This window comes from Riemerella anatipestifer, from assembly GCF_035666175.1.
In the GTDB taxonomy this organism is placed as follows: Bacteria; Bacteroidota; Bacteroidia; order Flavobacteriales; family Weeksellaceae; genus Riemerella; species Riemerella anatipestifer_D.
This window is the reverse complement of record NZ_CP142016.1, coordinates 2,037,342-2,054,331: the sequence shown is the minus strand read 5'-3', so window position 1 is coordinate 2,054,331 and position 16,990 is coordinate 2,037,342. Positions and strand designations below refer to the sequence as shown.

Annotated in this window: 29 protein-coding genes and 2 pseudogenes; 8 read left to right on the top strand and 23 right to left on the bottom strand. The window is 35.1% G+C overall.

The annotated features are described in order from the left end of the window. Nucleotides 1-263: 263 nt before the first annotated feature. The 17 genes from VIX88_RS10375 to VIX88_RS10295 form a co-directional block, all read right to left on the bottom strand. Complete coding sequence (locus VIX88_RS10375; RefSeq protein WP_015345322.1) at nt 264-761, bottom strand: hypothetical protein; 498 nt, start codon at nt 759-761, stop codon at nt 264-266. A gap of 72 nt (nt 762-833) precedes the next feature. Then, on the bottom strand, nt 834-1,049 hold the full coding sequence (locus tag VIX88_RS10370; RefSeq protein WP_041320996.1) for a putative dsRNA-binding protein: 216 nt from the start codon (nt 1,047-1,049) through the stop codon (nt 834-836). Nucleotides 1,050-1,066: 17 nt separating this feature from the next. After that, nucleotides 1,067-1,354 carry a hypothetical protein gene (locus VIX88_RS10365; protein WP_064969413.1) on the bottom strand — a complete coding sequence of 96 codons (288 nt, stop codon included), beginning with the start codon at nt 1,352-1,354 and terminating at the stop codon, nt 1,067-1,069. 6 nt (nt 1,355-1,360) lie between these two features. After that, nucleotides 1,361-1,801, bottom strand: coding sequence for a hypothetical protein (locus VIX88_RS10360; protein ID WP_064969412.1), 441 nt, complete (start codon nt 1,799-1,801; stop codon nt 1,361-1,363). Beyond that, complete coding sequence (locus tag VIX88_RS10355; RefSeq protein WP_064969411.1) at nt 1,798-2,121, bottom strand: hypothetical protein; 324 nt, start codon at nt 2,119-2,121, stop codon at nt 1,798-1,800. The genes VIX88_RS10360 and VIX88_RS10355 overlap by 4 nt, the downstream gene beginning before the upstream one ends. A 1-nt stretch (nt 2,122) precedes the next feature. Beyond that, nucleotides 2,123-2,593 carry a hypothetical protein gene (locus tag VIX88_RS10350; RefSeq protein ID WP_064969410.1) on the bottom strand — a complete coding sequence of 157 codons (471 nt, stop codon included), beginning with the start codon at nt 2,591-2,593 and terminating at the stop codon, nt 2,123-2,125. 12 nt (nt 2,594-2,605) lie between these two features. Further along, nucleotides 2,606-2,803 (bottom strand): hypothetical protein, encoded by a 198-nt coding sequence (locus VIX88_RS10345; RefSeq protein ID WP_064969409.1) that lies wholly within the window; start codon nt 2,801-2,803, stop codon nt 2,606-2,608. Nucleotide 2,804: 1 nt separating this feature from the next. Beyond that, entirely contained in the window at nt 2,805-2,984 is a 180-nt protein-coding gene (locus VIX88_RS10340; protein ID WP_064969408.1) for a hypothetical protein, read from the bottom strand. Between the two features lie 63 nt (nt 2,985-3,047). Continuing rightward, nucleotides 3,048-3,284, bottom strand: a complete 237-nt coding sequence (locus tag VIX88_RS10335; protein WP_064969407.1) for a DUF7681 family protein — start codon at nt 3,282-3,284, stop codon at nt 3,048-3,050. 26 nt (nt 3,285-3,310) lie between these two features. After that, entirely contained in the window at nt 3,311-3,691 is a 381-nt protein-coding gene (locus tag VIX88_RS10330) for a host-nuclease inhibitor Gam family protein (RefSeq protein WP_214193854.1), read from the bottom strand. A 71-nt stretch (nt 3,692-3,762) separates the two neighbouring features. After that, nucleotides 3,763-4,017: a hypothetical protein gene (locus VIX88_RS10325; protein WP_064969405.1), complete on the bottom strand. Its 255-nt coding sequence runs from the start codon at nt 4,015-4,017 to the stop codon at nt 3,763-3,765. Next, the gene (locus tag VIX88_RS10320; protein ID WP_064969404.1) at nt 4,014-4,196 is read right to left on the bottom strand and encodes a hypothetical protein; all 183 of its coding nucleotides are present in this window, start codon (nt 4,194-4,196) and stop codon (nt 4,014-4,016) included. Before VIX88_RS10320 ends, VIX88_RS10325 begins: the two co-directional genes overlap by 4 nt. Beyond that, on the bottom strand, nt 4,181-4,312 hold the full coding sequence (locus VIX88_RS10315; RefSeq protein WP_260377667.1) for a hypothetical protein: 132 nt from the start codon (nt 4,310-4,312) through the stop codon (nt 4,181-4,183). The genes VIX88_RS10320 and VIX88_RS10315 overlap by 16 nt, the downstream gene beginning before the upstream one ends. After that, on the bottom strand, nt 4,299-4,607 hold the full coding sequence (locus tag VIX88_RS10310) for a hypothetical protein (protein WP_064969403.1): 309 nt from the start codon (nt 4,605-4,607) through the stop codon (nt 4,299-4,301). Before VIX88_RS10310 ends, VIX88_RS10315 begins: the two co-directional genes overlap by 14 nt. Nucleotides 4,608-4,610: 3 nt before the next feature. After that, complete coding sequence (locus VIX88_RS10305) at nt 4,611-5,240, bottom strand: hypothetical protein (RefSeq protein WP_064969402.1); 630 nt, start codon at nt 5,238-5,240, stop codon at nt 4,611-4,613. Next, nucleotides 5,241-6,137 carry an ATP-binding protein gene (locus VIX88_RS10300; protein ID WP_214193853.1) on the bottom strand — a complete coding sequence of 299 codons (897 nt, stop codon included), beginning with the start codon at nt 6,135-6,137 and terminating at the stop codon, nt 5,241-5,243. Between the two features lie 14 nt (nt 6,138-6,151). Continuing rightward, complete coding sequence (locus VIX88_RS10295) at nt 6,152-8,197, bottom strand: hypothetical protein (RefSeq protein ID WP_214193852.1); 2,046 nt, start codon at nt 8,195-8,197, stop codon at nt 6,152-6,154. A 111-nt stretch (nt 8,198-8,308) separates the two neighbouring features. On the opposite strand from VIX88_RS10295, the gene VIX88_RS10290 reads away from it, so the two are divergent. Further along, entirely contained in the window at nt 8,309-8,677 is a 369-nt protein-coding gene (locus VIX88_RS10290) for a hypothetical protein (RefSeq protein WP_064969399.1), read from the top strand. A gap of 279 nt (nt 8,678-8,956) precedes the next feature. Here VIX88_RS10290 and VIX88_RS10285 read toward each other — a convergent pair whose 3' ends face one another. Genes VIX88_RS10285 through VIX88_RS10275 form a run of 3 tightly spaced genes read right to left on the bottom strand, consistent with a single transcriptional unit; the run spans nt 8,957 to nt 10,114 of the window. Beyond that, a complete protein-coding gene (locus VIX88_RS10285) occupies nt 8,957-9,289 on the bottom strand; it encodes a hypothetical protein (protein WP_064969398.1) in 333 nt (110 codons plus the stop codon). Between the two features lie 3 nt (nt 9,290-9,292). Beyond that, nucleotides 9,293-9,898, bottom strand: a complete 606-nt coding sequence (locus VIX88_RS10280) for a Bro-N domain-containing protein (RefSeq protein ID WP_214193849.1) — start codon at nt 9,896-9,898, stop codon at nt 9,293-9,295. Between the two features lie 6 nt (nt 9,899-9,904). Beyond that, on the bottom strand, nt 9,905-10,114 hold the full coding sequence (locus VIX88_RS10275; protein ID WP_014938845.1) for a hypothetical protein: 210 nt from the start codon (nt 10,112-10,114) through the stop codon (nt 9,905-9,907). A gap of 79 nt (nt 10,115-10,193) precedes the next feature. Here VIX88_RS10275 and VIX88_RS10270 point away from each other — a divergent pair, with 79 nt between their 5' ends. The 6 genes and pseudogenes from VIX88_RS10270 (at nt 10,194) to VIX88_RS10245 (ending at nt 14,322) form a co-directional block, all read left to right on the top strand. Then, a complete protein-coding gene (locus VIX88_RS10270; RefSeq protein WP_214193848.1) occupies nt 10,194-10,655 on the top strand; it encodes a hypothetical protein in 462 nt (153 codons plus the stop codon). Nucleotides 10,656-11,259: 604 nt separating this feature from the next. Beyond that, nucleotides 11,260-11,415, top strand: a pseudogene (locus VIX88_RS10265) (PRTRC system protein C); the annotation flags it as partial. A 16-nt stretch (nt 11,416-11,431) separates the two neighbouring features. Next, the gene (locus VIX88_RS10260; protein WP_064971111.1) at nt 11,432-11,656 is read left to right on the top strand and encodes a DUF7688 family protein; all 225 of its coding nucleotides are present in this window, start codon (nt 11,432-11,434) and stop codon (nt 11,654-11,656) included. A gap of 6 nt (nt 11,657-11,662) precedes the next feature. After that, complete coding sequence (locus VIX88_RS10255) at nt 11,663-12,784, top strand: hypothetical protein (RefSeq protein ID WP_222535160.1); 1,122 nt, start codon at nt 11,663-11,665, stop codon at nt 12,782-12,784. Nucleotides 12,785-12,798: 14 nt separating this feature from the next. After that, nucleotides 12,799-13,374, top strand: a complete 576-nt coding sequence (locus tag VIX88_RS10250; protein WP_310493381.1) for a PRTRC system protein B — start codon at nt 12,799-12,801, stop codon at nt 13,372-13,374. Between the two features lie 141 nt (nt 13,375-13,515). Continuing rightward, nucleotides 13,516-14,322 (top strand): PRTRC system ThiF family protein, encoded by an 807-nt coding sequence (locus VIX88_RS10245; protein ID WP_064971109.1) that lies wholly within the window; start codon nt 13,516-13,518, stop codon nt 14,320-14,322. Between the two features lie 332 nt (nt 14,323-14,654). On the opposite strand, the gene VIX88_RS10240 is transcribed toward VIX88_RS10245, so the two are convergent. Next, the gene (locus VIX88_RS10240) at nt 14,655-14,939 is read right to left on the bottom strand and encodes a helix-turn-helix domain-containing protein (RefSeq protein ID WP_052910108.1); all 285 of its coding nucleotides are present in this window, start codon (nt 14,937-14,939) and stop codon (nt 14,655-14,657) included. After that, nucleotides 14,939-15,228 (bottom strand): annotated as a pseudogene (locus VIX88_RS10235) (helix-turn-helix domain-containing protein). The gene VIX88_RS10240 and the pseudogene VIX88_RS10235 overlap by 1 nt, the downstream one beginning before the upstream one ends. A 620-nt stretch (nt 15,229-15,848) precedes the next feature. Between VIX88_RS10235 and VIX88_RS10230 the strand changes: the two are divergent. Next, nucleotides 15,849-16,103, top strand: a complete 255-nt coding sequence (locus VIX88_RS10230; protein WP_064971108.1) for a hypothetical protein — start codon at nt 15,849-15,851, stop codon at nt 16,101-16,103. Here VIX88_RS10230 and VIX88_RS10225 read toward each other — a convergent pair. Beyond that, nucleotides 16,096-16,974 carry an IS982-like element ISRa1 family transposase gene (locus tag VIX88_RS10225; RefSeq protein WP_127919812.1) on the bottom strand — a complete coding sequence of 293 codons (879 nt, stop codon included), beginning with the start codon at nt 16,972-16,974 and terminating at the stop codon, nt 16,096-16,098. The genes VIX88_RS10230 and VIX88_RS10225 overlap by 8 nt on opposite strands. Between the last annotated feature and the right edge of the window lie 16 nt (nt 16,975-16,990).

Sequence of the window (16,990 nt, the reverse complement as noted above, 5' to 3'; positions counted from 1 at the left end):
GATTGATGTATTCGGTATGTTCCGAAATAAGGTCGCAAATGCGGCTTTCCGAAAGGTCAAACTCGGGCGTTAAATGCTCCAAGCAACGAGAGAATTTTAACCCTAACAAATAGGAATAATAGTAGAACCGTGCCGCCAACTTCTCGTTGCGATAGCGGATAAGCTCCGTATTTCTACCCTTATTTGCTAAACCTCTCATACTCGCAAAAATACAAAAACCCCAGCTATATTACAAGCTGGGGTTTTTACTATATATGTAGCCCTTACCAAGGCTGATATTTTAAATCAGAATTTATAAATATTTTCTTCAGAGAAGTATCTTTACCTTTAGTTACAGTAAAATATGTATATGAATAAGCAAAATTAGGTAATCCGTAATCATTTTTACCCGTGTTAATGTATAGAAAATATTTCCCCTCTTTTAATGTTTCAAAAAAGCTAGCCTTATTGAGGGTTGAGATAACAGGTTTATAACTTTTCTCGCTTTTTCTATCATACAAATACCCCGAAATTATATCTGTACCGCTTTTATTTACATCAAAGTCTTTGTCTGTTGCTTCCCAAATATGTATAAGAGAATTATTTAACCTTTCTTCGACAATTTCCCCTGTTTTAAGTTCTCTACCGAAATAACTTCCAACCCGTACACCTCCCTTGTTGTCTTTGTAAATATCATAATAATTTTCCTCTGATACGGTTTCAGTTCTACCACAACTACCAAAAGAAAGCAAAACAATAAATAATAGTAATAGATTTCTCATAACGATTAAATTTAGATAAATGATTAAGCCCAAAAATAAAAAAAACGCTTGGAACTTCCAAGCGTTTTTACTTTACCTCAATTTTTCTAAGGCTTTTTTAGCAGCTTTTTGTTTTGCTGCTTTTTGGTTTTCTGCGGAGGCTTTAAAAACTCTCCCGTCGGGGAGTTCTATCTCTACCGTAATGGTAGGACAATGGTCTAGTCCCTCTTTTTTTACAACTCGTGTGATGATGTTTTCTCTGTAAATTTTTTGGCATGTTTCTGCCAATTTCACAATTGGATTTGTCATAATAATTTAATATTTAGTTAATAAAATTCTTTTAAATGCTTTTTAAACTCTTTTTCAAAGATTTTTAAATATAAATTGTCTTTGCTTTGTTTTTCGCCCTTTTTGGTAGCGGTTAAGGTTTGCTCCTCAAAGGGTGGTTCATCTATTAAAAAGCCTTGCTCCGCAGGCTCTCTGTAGATATAAGGCTTTATTTCATAGCCTCGTTTTTCTAAAAAATCTATTATTTTTGTTTGTGGTACATTTATAGAAATTCCTATTTCCACAAACCATGGGTCTGTATATGAACGCTTATATATTTTTACCATAACTATTTATATTTTATCCGCCAACCAGTATTTTTGGTTGAGGAAGGTTGAAGGGTACGGCATCGCCGTTTTATCTATCTTTTTCGTTTCTTTGAATTTTGGAATGTAAAGAAGCACCTCTATTTTGTCTGCTTCGGACAATGCATTCCACGCTTTTTGGGTGGTAGCTATTTTGCCCTTTTTGTAGCCGTAGAGGTTCCAGAAAACCTCAAACCTTAAGTCTTTGGGCATTTCTAGGTAATCAAAGTCAGGGTCTTTCTCTTCCATTTTTTTTATAAAAGCTACCTCCGTGCGTAGCTTGTTGGCGTGCCTCAAAACTATGTTTATATCAACCTCTGTCCACCGAGCTTCGGACAGTTCAACTGCCCTTAGCAAACCGAAAGTTCTATCATATGAAAGAGTTATTTTTCTTTCGCTTTTTTTGTGGATTATAATGTACTGGTTCATAAGGCTTGTGTTTTTTGATGAACTTCATTTTTAAGTTGGTCTATTTTTATAAATTGGTCGGGAGAAAGTTGAGACGAGGATAAAATGACTTTTAATAATTCATAGAACACTACGGCAGAGTGTTTATACAGCTCTACCGTTGAAGTATTAGATTGGGTAAAGTACTTTTTTGTTAAAATATCTCTAATCTCTATTATTAGTGATTTTTCAATTCTTTTTATAAACGCCGTTTCTCCTATTAGAGCTAAAATATACGGATTAACAAAAGCTTTGTTGAGCAACAATATAGTTTCTCTATCTATCTTTAGCTTTAATTTCATTTTAATTCAAATTTTTAATTTTATCAGCCTTATTCCAATAGGCTTTATTACCAAATTTTTCGGAGGCTTTTCTATTATTATCTGCCAACTTGTGCAGTTGGCGAAGAAGCACCTCCAGCTCTGATACGGAGTGGAACGCCAACGGTTTTTTATAAACACTTCGTTCCAACATCCAGCGGTTCAGATGTCCGAAAGGATTGGGCTTTGCTCCTTTTTCCGTTATTTCTAGGAGAGGTTCATTCGGGCGGTGGATGCCCTCTGCTTCCAAAATGGAGAGGCAGGTGCTTATTAACTGTGTTTTGCTTTTTTTGATGCCCTCTAAGGCATTGCAGAGGTCTTCCAATTCCCGAGTAGACAGCTCTCTACTGCTAGAGGTTCTGCCATTCGTGAACTCGTAGATGACCTCGTGCCTTTCGTCCGTGTTGAAGCCCTTTTTAGAGAAGAGCGTTTGGAGTTTCTTTATTGTTGCCATAGTATTTATTTTTTATTGGTTTAAATAATAATTCCAATCTATGAAGGCGGCTAATCCAAAAATAATTGCCACTATCGTGTTTAAAATTTCTAAAAATTCCTCTTGTTCAATATTTATATCCATTCTATAACAGCGGTCTAATTTTTCTCTATTAGCCATTGCTCTGAAAATAAACACGGTGGATATTATTCCAAGTAAAATGTTTAGCATATTATAACCTATTTTTTAGCTCTTCTAAATTTTCCTTTAAGCTTTTTATATGCAAAAACATAGAGGCTTTGTTTCCTTTCGTCATTCTCATAGTCAGTCTGTGCTCCAAAATTTCTAATTTTTGGCTTATAACATCAATCTTCATGATGTTGATAGCTTTTTTTGTTATTTTTTTCGCCATACTTTCTTTTTTGTTCCGCTCGGGGGCTTGAACCCCGAAGCCTTCTAGTGCGGAAAATGGTTTTTATTCTGCATAAATTGCTTTTACAGCAAACATACATGCTTCCTCCAGTTTGGTTTGAGCGATAGAAATAAGGCGTTGTTTTTCGCTGCTTGCGGGGGCTATATTTTTATTTTTTCCAGCACCTCTTAATATCTCCAAGTCATCTATCAAGTCTGATACTTGTCTTCTTACTTGCTTTGCAAATGGGTTTTGCTCGTTGGCATCATACGATGTCATTTTATTTCCTTTTGTATTCATTGTTTTTTTATTTTTTGTTAGTTAAATTACCCTGCGTATACCGCAAAGGTTTCCTTTTGTGCCACTTTTAAGCCTAACTTTGTGAGTAATTTTCTCAGCCTGCTATTATGAGGAGCTTCTTCCAATACCTCTTTTTCATTTAGCTTAATTTCTGCGTATAAGCCCGCGGTTTCCTCTAGCAATTGCTGTTTAGACTCTTTGGTTCCCTCTATTACATCACTTACTCGCTGGCTTATGTATGTACCATTGGGGAATTTCAGCTGAAACGCCTCGTCAAAGTCTGATTTATGTTCTTCCGCATAGTCAATTAATTGTTTTTTTAGCGGTTTTTGTTTTGACTGCAAATCTTCGATTTGCCTGTCAATTTTTTGGTAGGTTTCTGCTACCTCTACGATTTCTTTGTTCATTGTTTTAAATATTTAAGGTTAATAATGATTAGCTTTCTTTTTCAAAGTAAAGGCGGTAGTATTTGCCTTTTTTATCCTGTTACTCGTTGTATTGCTATTATTATTTTATCTATTTCACTTATAGCAGTTTCCTTATTTTCTAATTCTTTGAATACCTTATTAGCTTTTTTTCTTGATTTTATATTAAGACTAAATACTGGCATGACCCCTTCTAATTCAAATTGATAGGTTATCTTATAGAAATTATCTTTTAAATCATATTCCTTTGTTATGAGGATTTGTCCGTGCTTTTCAGTATCGTGTAGAATTGCAAATTTTTCTTTCATATCTCGTTATTTTTTATTGTTTCTTTTAGTTGCCTTTGTCTAAAAAGGAGTTCCTCGTGGATTTTAACCCACTCCTCTTCGTAGCTTTCATCTTCTAGCCTGCGTTTCAGCTCGGCGATGATTTCTTTGAGTTCCTCCTCACTTGGAGGAAAAAACTCATTTCCTATACTTTCTTGCATTGTTTATTATTTTTGCGTTGTTCTTCTAACTCTTTGGCTTTTCTTAAAGCCATTTTAGCATCTTGCTTCTGTTGATATTTCCTAAAATCAAATTGGAAATTATTAAAGGTCTTCATCTAGTAAATCGTTTATTTGGTCTATGATGTAACTATGATTTTTTATATAGGTGTCTATCATTTGTAGATTACCGTTTTCGTTTTCAAAATAAAGGAGGCGGTCTTGTCCGTACTTCATCACGGGAGCCTCCCATCTAGCGTGGGCTATCCAATCACTTATGACCTGTAATTTCGGAGTGAATTTTACTTCCTTTCTTTTGGATATGCCATAATGCAACAGAAGTCTCTCTTGCCATGTGAGTAGCCTAAAAATACTATCTAGGCTTAGGATGTGGATATAAGTGTATGCTTTCATATATTACTGGTTTTTTATTTTGGTTCCGTGATAAAGCATGGCTTTTTCGTCGTCTATCATTAGCTCTCCACCTACACCACGCCCTTTGAAAATTGCTTTTTGACCTACGATTTGTATTATAGTTTTGCTTAGTTTTTTCCAGAGGCGTCCCTCTGCCGTGTCAGGCTGTCCTCGTTCCTCGTGACTAATAAAGATGATGAGCTTATCTTCATTTTTTCTATAAAAGTCTAGCGCCCTTTTTTTGTTAATCTCATCTTTGTAAACTGTGATATTGTCTATCACAACTATTTTAGGGCATTGTCTTTTAGCAAGCCTTTCTTCTATATCCTCAAAAGGGGTAAACTCTGCTAATTTTATCTTAGGGTTATCGCCATCTACTCCTATTTTTGCCATTAGGTTCACGAAGTGAAGACTTACGCCCTCCTCAGCACTTATATAAAGTACCTTCCCAAATTTGGTGAGATAATCTGCCAGCATTATGGCAAATGTAGATTTACCTTGTTTTTCTGTTCCGTACACTAACCACGCTCCTGTGGTTTCGGGGTTCTGATAAAAAACTTCTTTCCAAATGCCGTCAAATTCAAAGGTTTTGAATTTTTTTAAATAGGCTTGTTTTACGCTTATTGTCCTCATCTATGCTACTTGTTTAGTTCTGATTAGTGTTTCTAAATATCTAAGGCTTTTAACTTTGTCATCTTTCTTTGTAAAGCATTGTCTTACTATTGCGTTTACATTTGATTTGTCTTGAAGATTGGCAACGGCTACATCTCTCAAAAGTTTGTCGTAGAAGTCCATTTTCTGAACTTTATCATCGGGCGTAATACCTCTAAATTCAGCAGAAAAGCGGTCAAATATTTCTCGGTAGCCTACTTTCTCATTATTGATACCTCTTTTTATTTTAGCTCTTAAACCGTCTGCCCCTATCATATACCAGCCACATCTGCTCGTAGTACCGTTTACTAAACCTTTAAGCTCTAAAAAAGCGGCATAATCCAAATCGCCAGCCTCATCTATGCAGATAAACACTTTTCCAAGGGCATTGATGTAGTATTTTAGGTTTTCTAGTATTTCAGAATAAGTACCTGTGGTTCCGCTCCCTAATTCTCTTGCAAGGGCTTTGATGAACAAACGCTTGCTTTTATATTGGCTCGCATCTACATAAAAGGCGTTTTTCATTTTAGAAATAAGAATTTTGGCACAATAGGTTTTCCCTATACCGCAGTCGTCCACCAATATCAGCGACTTTGCATTTTCTTGACAAAAACGGAAGTCGTCCTGCAGTTCCAAATACACATCAGTCTCTACCGCTTTCCATGTGTTTTTACCAAGCTTTACTTGCAGTTTTCTGCCGATGTTTAGCCATTGGGAGGGAGACAAAAGATGCTCTCTCTCTCCTTTTTTAAGACGGTTAAATACAGTGCCGTGTATATTTAGTGTTTTAGCATAAGCTGTATCACTTCCGCCGTAGCGTTCTCTATCTTTTAGCATCGTCTCTACGATTGCCTCTTTTAGTTCTTTTGAAATTTCCATATATTTGTTATTTTTTAGCTAAAGTTTGAGAATAAAGATTTAGACTTTCTACCCGTAGAAGGTTGCTCTAGTGGAGAATATTCCTCATCTTCTATATTGATTATTTTGGCTGGTTCTTCGCTTGGGATAAAGGCTTCAAGACCTGGTATCACAAAGCTGTTACCGATGATTTTAGAACGGCGGTCTATAACCGTGAGATTGTCAATATCATTTTTACGCTCACGCATAAAGGCGTTCACGGTGTTTTCATAAGCACTCATAATTTGGCGGTTGATTTTACCCGTATCATCTAACTCATGGTAAGCACGGCTATATACTGGCTTTGGTAATAATTCACACAAAAGCATATCATCGTAATAAATCATTGCTTTTAATGGACTACCGTCGTTGCCGTCAAGCCAATACACCTCAAAGCTCTTGCCCTCCACATACTTCATTAGCTTGATTAAATCGTCGCCTAAAGCTATTTCTCCACCTAATCCTAGTAAATATTCGGCACTTCTAAATCTTACTATACCCGCATTACAAGAGGTACTTGTAACCCTTCCTAAATGAGGGAGTATCGCTCTCCAGTTGGTAGGTTTCGTGTCTTTGCATTGCATTTCTGTAAAAACTTGCCAACGGCTTTTGCCCTCGTAGCGACTGTGCTCCATATTGTTCCATTTTTGAATGTCGTAGAGCGAGTTCATGATGATTTTTTCCTTTGGTAAAATGATGTCCGCACCAGCCCCTTTTTGGTTGTCTTCTTTCCTTGCAAACGGTCGTCCCAACCAGCCATTTTTATCTTTCTCAAACTCATAGCGGAGCTTACCAAAATACCTCTCAATATGCTTAGACCTTGCTTTGTTCGCCTCTATTCTCACACGCTCAAACATGGCTCCTTGTTTTAAGAAAGTATCTTTAAAAGTGCTATTCAACGCACTTTCGCACTCTAATTCCAAAGGCAGATTAAAGCCCCACTCGGTGTAGTTTCTTACCATTTGGCGGTAAAACTCCAATATTAGCCCCTCTTTAGTTTCTCCATGCACCCAAGTCGTCCACGCTTCAGAACCTAGGTCTATCGCCATATAAAACCACATTCTTTTACCTTTATCGTAGAAAAATGGAGGCTGTCTATCGTCAATAGAAACTAATACACCTGCCTCTTTCACTTTAGATAAAGAGTGGTAAGGCACAAATTGCTGTAATAAGGTTTGGCGGTTGCCACTTCTTTTAGCAAAGGCTCCTATTTTGTACTCCCATTTAGCAAGCCATGCAATGATAGAGCTTTCGGATATTTTTTTGTACTTCGTTCTATCCGTATGGTCGTATACTTCTCCCGTTGTATGGTTGATAACTTCGACCTCGCCCTCCAAAAAACCTTGATATTTATTGGCAATCTCGGTGCGTGTCGGCTTATGCTCCTGCCCAGCAAACATAGCGTTAAGCAGTTCCATCATCTCGTCCGTCATAATACGGCGGTGCTGATTGTTGAGCTTTTTAGAAATAAGGCTCTCAAAATTAAATCCCTTTTCATCGCCTTTTAAAAACGCTTTAAAAAGTCTATCAAAATGCCTTTCTCCAACCATCATGGTATGAGGGCGGTGGTGTATTTTCGGAAGAATATCATTAAAGGTTACCATATCCTCCCAAAGAGACTTGGTAATTCCCACTTTTTTACCGTCCTTCAATGCTAGTCTGTGTTCTTTCAGCTTTTGTAAAGCAATAAGTACGGAGGCGTTAGTGATATACTCCTCTTGGAACTCCGTTTTTAGCGGCATACCGTCCTCAAAATCAAAAGTAGTATAGAAAGCCGTGGCTAGAGGGCTAACCTCCCAAAAGTGTAAAAGTGGGTGTTCCATTTTTCTAGGGTCGCCTATTGCCTCTTGCAGTTCTTTAGGGAGCGTATCAAAATTAACTAACATTTGGCGACCATTACCTCCCTTCTGTACTTGTTTAATACCATAAGGCAAGTTTTTGTAACGCCAAATACTAACTTGAAGAGCCTGTATTGTTTTATAATATTTAGGCACAAGCTCGTCTTTTGTCACTACTAATATGTTTCCCCAAAGGTGTGGCATTTTATAGATTTGTTTTTTTTGTTCCCGAGGCGGTTTCGCTCCGCTTAACTAGTCTTACTAGCTCGGGATAAATCACTAAATTTGTGTCGCTAAACTTTAAATTTTCGTGATATGCATATTCTTAAATCTCAGTTCTATGAGTGGTATCATTTGTTTTTTACTGAAGAATCAAAAAATCGTTTTTTAGAGGCTAATTCAGAATTTTACAATCAATTAGCCTCTATTGGTATTCCTCTTTCAGATTTGGCTTGTTTGGAGGTATTGGCAACCTACCGAAAGGAATACTATTATTTACCTTTATACTGGAGTGATAATGCAAAGGTGCAGGGGATTCTATTGGAAAATATAGCTCGTAATTATAGGGCTGTACCCGTTGATAAAAGCCCCGATTTACTTGATGCTGACGCACCCCTTCAAACCCCACTATTACCAGATGAGCAACCAATCTTGAAACAATATCTAATGTTTTTTGATAGTTAAAAGCCCGTAGCTCCACATCGGTTATCTCATCGTAGTAGCAAGTGTTTACAAGATTTTCTCTGAAAACACTCTCGCCCTCTTGTGTCTGTATATCAAATGATATGAGAAATTTGTAACCTTTCATTTTAAAGTAGTTTTAAAAATAGTTTAAAGACTTAAGGGCTTCTTCTCTTGTGGCAATTCGACCTCTTAGAACAAAAAGCCTTTTTCCAAAAAGAGTGAACCAATATTTTTTTATGCAATACCTCTCTACTAAAGAGTGGTGGTAAGTAATTGTTATCATTGCTTAGGTATTTTTTTTAGTTCTATATCAGCTAATATTAGCCTATCCATCTCTAGTAGTATATTTTCTTTTTTTTCTTTTTTGAATTTTTTAAATTGCTTCAAAAATTTCTTAGGAGGTATCTCCCTAAAATTACTCTCCTCTACTATATCTTCTATATATGGCGTAGATAAATCTATGAGCATTTCGTTATCGAAATGAAAACTTTCAGCCTCTAGAAAAGAGCGTTCATAACATTCCACACGCCCCGTTACATAATAAAATTTATTGCCGTCCCTGTAGCATTTGCCTATTTCTAAGTCTTCTTTTTTTGTGATTTTTTTATTCATGGGTTATCTATTTTTAAGTTCGTCCATTAGTTTTTGGGCTCCGCTGGCAGTGTAGAACTGACTTTCCAAAATCTTGTTGCCTGTGCTTCGTGCGTAAAGGAGCTGGAGCATATAGGTGTCTTTTATTTCGCCTCGCAGTACCTTTTCCACCTGCCACTCCGTAGTGCGGCATTGCTTGGCGACCAGTTTTATATCCGTACGCGATAGATGACTTCCTACCTCCGAAAGCATTTCTCTTACCACTTTTTGCTCGGCACGAGCCTTGGCACGGCTCATTATTTTTGGGTCGGTGCTGTAAGTGCCATACTTACGGATGCTCGGTAACACTTCCGAGGTTACCCATTTTCTAAATTTGCGAGCCTCGGGTTTATTGCTTCTAAGTATTAGGGCGTATAAGCCACTCTCGTTGATAAACATATATTGGCGATACTGACCTGATGCGTAAATTTTACGGAGTAGCTTTTCGTCGTCTTCCAATTTTCTAAGTGCAACTTCGGTATCGGCATAGCCTAATGAGCCGCATACATCTTTCGCACAAAACCATATTTCATTTTTGGCTTGTTTAACTCTAATTTCCCCAAATTGTGGGTGTGTAATGATGTTGCTCATATATTATTATTTATTTGATATTTCAAGGGTTAGCTCCTCTCTTTGTTTGATTATTCTATAGAGGATTTTCACGGCTTGTTCATCCTTTCGGTAGTACCTCATTCGGGCTGCATCTACGGTGGTTCCTAATGCTTTTGCAAGGGTTTGGTAGTCCCCTGTCTGCCTTTCTTGTTCGCATATACGAACAATTTCGGATATTTCTTCTATTTTTGTCATTGTTTTGATGTTTTAACGATGCAAATATATAAATAAGTTTAGTAAATAAACAAGATAAATATAAACTTTTTTATTTTTTATGGATTTACAGAATAGAGTGAAAGTGGCAATCCAGCTACTGATAGGTTATGAAATAGCTGATAATCAGGAGGGAATAGGTAAATTATTAGGGTATGAAAATAAATCATATTTTTCTCAGATTATCAATGGTAAGGTAGCTCTTCCTAAAGATTTTTTAGAAAAATTAAGCTCTTTAGATTACAGAATATCTAAAAAATGGCTTATTGATAATATTGGAAATATAGAAAATAAACAAGTTTATATTAGTGATACGGAGCAAACCCCACCGCCAGTAGTGACAGAGGGGCAAAGTAGTTATAGTAATAATACAGAGGTAGAGCTGCTGCGTAAGCAAGTAGCTTTATTAGAAGAAAACAGGTTATTACACCAAGAAATTAAACAATTGCAAGAGCGTATCAATCGCTTAGAGCTTGACAACACATCCATTAAAAGCAAGCTACAAAATAGAGCAACGGGGTAATATCTGGGTAGTATGGGTAAAAATGTAAGAAAAAATACCATTTGTACGGGGCTAATAGCTTACGCACATGTTTTTTTACCGTTTTATTTATTATTTTGTTAAAAATCAGTTATTTACAAAAATACCCCAATACACTAAAGGGGTGCGAGTTTTTAAAAAACGGCTGTTTTTTGCGTTTTTTTCACACTTAAATATATCCGAGTTGGCTTCAAAAATATAAGTTTTGTAACCCCAACTGTAACCCCAACTGTAACCCCAACTTTAAAAACGCAATTTTTAAGGGGTGGGGTATAGCATTTTGTTAGCGGTACCAATAAGGGTTATTATTTGCTCATTATAGAGCATAAAAAAAGCCCCAAAAGGGGCGTTTTTGCGGTATTTGTGGGGTTTTGTAGGTGTATCTTATATAATCCTAAAATAATTCATTTTAATTGCATTTTTCAGGGCTTCAAAAACTCAATTAAAACTCAATTATTCTCAATTAAATGTATATTTCGTTTAGTTTGCTTTTTTGGGGCTTTTTTCGCTAAAACACCTTTATTTTCGGGCTTTTTCGGGCTTTTTTATTCTATTCTAATTTAGATATTTTGTTATAAGGGGGATACTTACAGACCCTAATCCCCAATGGAGTGTGGAAAGTGTGTTAAATTTTTATTCAAACCAATACCCGATACTTACCACAGCGAAAGTGTCCACCCCAAAAATTGAGGAGGATAGTGTGGTTTACAAATTTGAAAGTATTATGGGTACGAAAGGCTAAACAGTATGAGTATGTTATGGAAACAAAAGACAGAGCAGAAATCCACCAAAATGGACAATGGATATTAAAGGGCGATATAACATCAATTAAGGTAATTTTTAAAAACCTTATAGGCGAGAATTTTCAAGGCAAAGCGTATGATGATTATATCAAATATATAGCCTTAAAGCAAGGCTTTGAAAAAGGAGAAATCAAACTTTACATAGACAAGAAATTTATTAACAAAGGAACAATCAAATAAAACAAAATGAATTATGCAAAACAAACATATCATCAAGGGAATTTTATCCCAACCACAGAAGAACACCCAACGCAACGAACTATTGTGCCGACAACTTGCGGAGTTTTTGGAATGGATACACCGCCCCAAAGACCACAGCGAAGTCCAAAAAGACAAGCAAAAAAGCGTACCCAAAGAGCAAGTTCCGATGCTATTCTAAGAAATGTTTTTTTACCTAAAATGGTAGAAATCCAAGAAGTAAGTATCAACGAAAGGGATTTTTTTAAGTCCCTTTCTAAACTTGCCGAGCATTATGGATTTGAAACTCCTAATGTTAAAAGTGAACCTTATCCGTATAATGTTCATTTAGCCTACCATCACACAAAAAAGCAGTTACATCAAAATAAATTTTATGCTAATTTGAGGGTATTAAAAAACGAAGAAGAAACTTTTTATACAAACCATTCATTATATCATATACCGATAAAGCCTTTGTATTTAATGTTTAGAGATAAAAAAACAAAACCTTTAGCAAAATTGCTTTTGTCTGTTTACGCTTACTTTTATAGGGTTGGTGTTCCCTATTATAATGATGATGATTTTTTATGTTACCGATACGAGATATTGACCGAATGGGTTAGGTATGATGAACCATATAACGAGGAAGAACGCCAAGAACAAAAAAGAAACTTACAGACCCTTAAAGAATGTAATATAATGGGCGACCTTATGTATGAAAAAATCAAAAACGCTAATAATTTGGATTTTTTTGAACAGCGATTAAACACTTTTAAAATCCAAACTCCATTTGATTTGGAGTGCAAACAAATTGCCCAAAAAGTATATCAGTTGTATAAAGATTATCCTAATGAAAGTATTTTTAGATATAGCACTTACCAATACCAAGAAGATGAAGAATATGAAACTATAACAATGGATAAATACATTGGCTTTGTAGCGACAGCTGATGATTGGATAAGTGACCAAATAGACGAAATGCTCAATAACGAATTTAACGAGTGTGCCGATATTGACGAGCCTACTATTTATAGAAACTTTACGAAGAATTACAAAAAAGATACACGCAACTTTGATTTTGAGAGAAGACTATTTGAAAGTATTTCAGAAACCTATCATTTATTCAATTAAAAACCTAACAGAAAATGAAGAATATACAAGATTTAACCGAACAAATAGAGCCTATTTTTTACCCCAAAAATGCTTTTGTTATTTATCAAAACGAAAATAAATCACAAACTTATATAGAACATTTTGATATTGACCAGCAAGGCAGAATGATGAATGCCCACCCTTTGAGTGTAAGGGAGAGCGAAAATTTATCGAAAGCCTTAACCACCAAAGAAGAAAGAGATAAAACTTTTTTAAAGCCAAAGGGAATAATCCCCACCAATGTACTGCACATCAACCCAAGTAAAAAAGGCAGTTTGATATGGTACACCAAAGAACAAAAGAGAACCCTATATTTTGTGGAAAGTTTAGAGATACCAAGCGGAACGGCTTATACTCCTCCGTTATTATGGAAAGCGACTAAGCAAAGTTTAAGCATATACGCTTTAAAATCTAACCGCAGACCCACAGCCAAAACAAAATTGTATTATGCTCCTTTTTTTAATGTTTATCAAAATGGTAATGTATGTATGGGGAGTGTGAATATAGATATTAAAAAAACGACCTCATTAGAGGACTTTATACAAGCGTGGGAAACCTATTTTTTTTGAAAGTTATTTCAGTCATTTGCAAAATTTCAACCCTATCAATGGTAATTGCGTAAGCCTTTGGAAACAGCTTATTAACACAGAAGAAAAATTCCCATTAGAAGAATTAAAGTCCAATAACAAAACCCTAAAAGATATTTTTTAATGGAAACGAAAGATAAAATACATTACACAGATAATAGCCTCATCAATGTGACTAACCCTATTAGTATCAACTTGATTGGTGCAGGTGGCACAGGTTCACAAGTCTTAACCGCCCTTGCACGAATGAATACGGCACTTATAGAATTGGGACACGCAGGATTATCCGTTACTTTGTGGGACGATGATACCATTAGCCAAGCCAATTTAGGCAGACAACTTTTTGCCGAGAGTGAAATGGGTTTATATAAGTCGGTGGCACTTATCAACCGAGTAAACCGCTTTTTTGGGACAAATTGGAAAGCCAAGACTATCAAATTCACAAAGGATTGTCAGAAAAACAACTCTCACGAGATTGTCAGTAATTTATATATTTCGTGTGTGGATAGTGTACAAGCAAGGTTTGAAATTGCGGACATCATCAAGGATTGTTCGCAAAATAGCGGTTATTTTCAACGCGATAAGCCTTTGTATTGGCTTGACTTTGGAAATAGTCAGAGTAGTGGTCAAGTAATATTATCAACAATAGGTAAACACGAGCAACCAAAGTCTAATAAGTATCAACCCATTGGAAAACTCCCTTTTATTACCGATGAATTTGCCGACTTATTAAAACAATCCGAAGAAATAGACGACACACCGAGTTGTTCACTTGCAGATGCTTTACACAAGCAAGATTTGTTTATTAACTCAACCCTTGCTCAAATGGGTATTTCTTTGCTTTGGGATATGTTTAGAAACGGATTTATCAAGTATAGGGGGTTCTTTTTGAATTTAAAAGAGTATAGAACACAGCCTTTGCCATTGTAAGGCAAGGGCGGTTCAAAAAAGACTTTACATACATTCGTCATTAAGCGATAAATCTCTGCAAGGCAGGTTTATCGCTACACTCCTCATTTCTTTAAAGACTTTTTTGAACCCAACCAAAGGATACAAGCCTATGGCTTATAACGCCGTACAAGTACGACTTTTTATAAGCAAAACGCTTGAGATTTTTTGCGGACTTCTTTTTCTTTCTGAGGCAAAGAAAAAGAAGCAAAAAGAAGCCCAATCTTAGAAATGGATTAGCGGTCGGTTTTTGAATATTCAATGCCTTATAATCATTGATGCTAAAAAACAATTCGTAAACTTTTAGATAATCGTTATATTGCCTTATAGTTATTCTCCAATATTTTTAGTACATCGCTCTCTTTGTACAAAATTTTACCCTCAATTTGAATGTAAGGCAAAAAGCCATCATCTCTATATTGTTGGAGGGTTCTTTGGCTTATATGCAATAATTCACACAATTCTTTTCCAGATAAATAAATTTCCCCATTAAATACAGGTTTAAAATGCTCTAACAAAAACTTTACATATTCATTAAGCTCTTGTATTTGCTTTTGGTAAGAAGCCATTTCTTCCGTTTGTTCTGTATAGAGTTCCATTAGATTTCAGTTTTTGCAGTTTGATTTTCTAATAAATGAAGTACATCGCTACGCTTGTAGTAGTTTTTTCGATTGATGTACGAATAAGGCAGTAAATTTCGGTCTTTGTAATTTTGAAGTGTCCGTTTGCTAATGCCCAACAACTGACAGACCTCTTGTGTGTCCAACCATTTTTTGTCCTGACAAATGGCTTGATGTGTTTCTACTACGGACTTTGTTTGTTTGAGTAAGTCCCCTAATTTTTGATTGATTTGTTCAAATATTTTTTTTCAATAACTATCACCTCCATAATTTGGTATCTTTTTTAGCGAAGATACTTTGAATGCAATTCGGTGAAGTAAAGGCGGTCGCTTTTGGAAATGGGTGGCAGAGTTTGGAAGTTTAGACTTCTTTATTGATAAAGACCGTTTTGTCTTTTGCTAAAAAAAGAGCTACCTACTTAATAGGAACACCTATTTTGTTGTATTTTACTCAAAATATATATTAGCCTAAATATTATATGATGAGTAGTAATACAAAAGATTATTTATCTACACAATTGGAAAAGTTTTAATGAAAATGGTGAACACAAGGTTAAGAATATTTCTTTAGATGATAATCTTATCAAAGAAAACAACTTGTTGGTTTTGCAATCAATTAGTTAAGCAGGTTTATAAGGAAAAAATTAAATTGATTTATATTGCCCCCCCGTATAATACTAGAAAGAGAAGTTTCTTATAAATAGGTTTAGTAATTTTTACATTTAAAATCACTAATAAAAGAAATATTTTTTGTAATATAAAATTCTTATAAACAGTATTTTATAATTAAAATATTATTTTATGAATAAAAAAATAGTAATATTTCTTGCATTGTTGAAATATTTATTTTATCTTTGGGATAAGTTTAACAAATTAAAAACGTTTTAGTATGAAAAAATTAGTTTTATGCGCAGTACTAGCTGCAGGAAGTTTAACTCTTTACTCTTTCAGAGGAGTAGAGGAAGTAGGGGGATTTAATGATGTTTCATTAGAGCAAATTGAGTTTGGGAACGGAGAATTTTATAGAGATCGCGAGCTTCACCCAGACAAATTTTACAGAGATCGTGAACATCATATTCCAAGTGACGGGAAATTAGAGGAAGCTAAAAATGTTTTAGCTAAACTCGTTGTGCATTTTAAATAATACTGATTTTTAGATGATTTAATTTTCTTTGGAAGATAAATTTATTGATATATTGAATAACCGTTGCGGCGGTTATTTTACTGATTATCCTTGTTTTAAAGCCTTCAAAAGTTTTAGCATTGTTTCTTTTAATCATAAATTGGTCGCAAAGTTGAGAGAAAAATGTCTCAATTCGTTTTCGCTTTTTCTTGTACAATGAAAATTGAGGAATATAATCTTTCTGATTACTTCTCATTGGTGTATCTAATTTAATATTAGCATAGTTAAATAAATCTATTTGAACTTTTGCTGATAAATAGCCTCTATCTCCAATTAAAGTACAGTTTCGCATTTGCTCACCAATATCTTTTAAATAGTGGATGTCGTGAACGGATGCAGGGCTTATATCAAAATTCTTAATCACACCATTTAAAGAACATACTGCGTGTAGTTTATAGCCATAGAAATATAATTTCTGTGAAGCACAATAACCATATGTTGGTGAAGAATAGGATTGCTCTTTACAAATTTTTGAACGAGTAGAACGAGCGTTTTCACAAACTTTCATTGGCATGCTATCAACGATAAAAATATCTTCAAACTCATTGAACTCCATCGAAATACGCTGTCTAATTTGCTCTGTTTGTAGGGATAGTCTTCGTTTTCGCTTATTGTAAACACTTCTTTCAATTTTGTTTATCAGAGAGTTTGGCAATTTTCTAAATAACTGTAATTCGCTATCAATACTCAAGTATTCAGCAGTAATATTAAGACTTATGACTTCTAAATCGCTCATTTTAGGTGTTCTTCTCTGATAACTAATCAGTTGATTTTCTGAAAAAAGTCCTAAAACTTCCAAAATTCTTTCATATATTTGCTCTATGTTGTTCATTTATATCGTTTTATAG

Excerpts from the sequence above, each read along its gene's own strand:
- VIX88_RS10320 (WP_064969404.1), bottom strand. The coding sequence starts at position 4,196 with ATGCAAGAAAGTATAGGAAATGAGTTTTTTCCTCCAAGTGAGGAGGAA.
- VIX88_RS10315 (WP_260377667.1), bottom strand. The coding sequence starts at position 4,312 with ATGAAGACCTTTAATAATTTCCAATTTGATTTTAGGAAATATCAACAG.
- VIX88_RS10270 (WP_214193848.1), top strand. The coding sequence starts at position 10,194 with ATGGATTTACAGAATAGAGTGAAAGTGGCAATCCAGCTACTGATAGGT.
- VIX88_RS10355 (WP_064969411.1), bottom strand. The coding sequence starts at position 2,121 with ATGAAATTAAAGCTAAAGATAGATAGAGAAACTATATTGTTGCTCAAC.
- VIX88_RS10280 (WP_214193849.1), bottom strand. The coding sequence starts at position 9,898 with ATGAGCAACATCATTACACACCCACAATTTGGGGAAATTAGAGTTAAA.
- VIX88_RS10375 (WP_015345322.1), bottom strand. The coding sequence starts at position 761 with ATGAGAAATCTATTACTATTATTTATTGTTTTGCTTTCTTTTGGTAGT.
- VIX88_RS10340 (WP_064969408.1), bottom strand. The coding sequence starts at position 2,984 with ATGGCGAAAAAAATAACAAAAAAAGCTATCAACATCATGAAGATTGAT.
- VIX88_RS10350 (WP_064969410.1), bottom strand. The coding sequence starts at position 2,593 with ATGGCAACAATAAAGAAACTCCAAACGCTCTTCTCTAAAAAGGGCTTC.
- VIX88_RS10300 (WP_214193853.1), bottom strand. The coding sequence starts at position 6,137 with ATGGAAATTTCAAAAGAACTAAAAGAGGCAATCGTAGAGACGATGCTA.
- VIX88_RS10250 (WP_310493381.1), top strand. The coding sequence starts at position 12,799 with ATGAAGAATATACAAGATTTAACCGAACAAATAGAGCCTATTTTTTAC.
- VIX88_RS10305 (WP_064969402.1), bottom strand. The coding sequence starts at position 5,240 with ATGAGGACAATAAGCGTAAAACAAGCCTATTTAAAAAAATTCAAAACC.
- VIX88_RS10370 (WP_041320996.1), bottom strand. The coding sequence starts at position 1,049 with ATGACAAATCCAATTGTGAAATTGGCAGAAACATGCCAAAAAATTTAC.
- VIX88_RS10365 (WP_064969413.1), bottom strand. The coding sequence starts at position 1,354 with ATGGTAAAAATATATAAGCGTTCATATACAGACCCATGGTTTGTGGAA.
- VIX88_RS10285 (WP_064969398.1), bottom strand. The coding sequence starts at position 9,289 with ATGAATAAAAAAATCACAAAAAAAGAAGACTTAGAAATAGGCAAATGC.
- VIX88_RS10345 (WP_064969409.1), bottom strand. The coding sequence starts at position 2,803 with ATGCTAAACATTTTACTTGGAATAATATCCACCGTGTTTATTTTCAGA.
- VIX88_RS10240 (WP_052910108.1), bottom strand. The coding sequence starts at position 14,939 with ATGGAACTCTATACAGAACAAACGGAAGAAATGGCTTCTTACCAAAAG.
- VIX88_RS10230 (WP_064971108.1), top strand. The coding sequence starts at position 15,849 with ATGAAAAAATTAGTTTTATGCGCAGTACTAGCTGCAGGAAGTTTAACT.
- VIX88_RS10325 (WP_064969405.1), bottom strand. The coding sequence starts at position 4,017 with ATGAAAGAAAAATTTGCAATTCTACACGATACTGAAAAGCACGGACAA.
- VIX88_RS10260 (WP_064971111.1), top strand. The coding sequence starts at position 11,432 with ATGGAAACAAAAGACAGAGCAGAAATCCACCAAAATGGACAATGGATA.
- VIX88_RS10330 (WP_214193854.1), bottom strand. The coding sequence starts at position 3,691 with ATGAACAAAGAAATCGTAGAGGTAGCAGAAACCTACCAAAAAATTGAC.
- VIX88_RS10310 (WP_064969403.1), bottom strand. The coding sequence starts at position 4,607 with ATGAAAGCATACACTTATATCCACATCCTAAGCCTAGATAGTATTTTT.
- VIX88_RS10335 (WP_064969407.1), bottom strand. The coding sequence starts at position 3,284 with ATGAATACAAAAGGAAATAAAATGACATCGTATGATGCCAACGAGCAA.
- VIX88_RS10290 (WP_064969399.1), top strand. The coding sequence starts at position 8,309 with ATGCATATTCTTAAATCTCAGTTCTATGAGTGGTATCATTTGTTTTTT.
- VIX88_RS10360 (WP_064969412.1), bottom strand. The coding sequence starts at position 1,801 with ATGAACCAGTACATTATAATCCACAAAAAAAGCGAAAGAAAAATAACT.
- VIX88_RS10255 (WP_222535160.1), top strand. The coding sequence starts at position 11,663 with ATGAATTATGCAAAACAAACATATCATCAAGGGAATTTTATCCCAACC.
- VIX88_RS10245 (WP_064971109.1), top strand. The coding sequence starts at position 13,516 with ATGGAAACGAAAGATAAAATACATTACACAGATAATAGCCTCATCAAT.
- VIX88_RS10295 (WP_214193852.1), bottom strand. The coding sequence starts at position 8,197 with ATGCCACACCTTTGGGGAAACATATTAGTAGTGACAAAAGACGAGCTT.
- VIX88_RS10275 (WP_014938845.1), bottom strand. The coding sequence starts at position 10,114 with ATGACAAAAATAGAAGAAATATCCGAAATTGTTCGTATATGCGAACAA.
- VIX88_RS10225 (WP_127919812.1), bottom strand. The coding sequence starts at position 16,974 with ATGAACAACATAGAGCAAATATATGAAAGAATTTTGGAAGTTTTAGGA.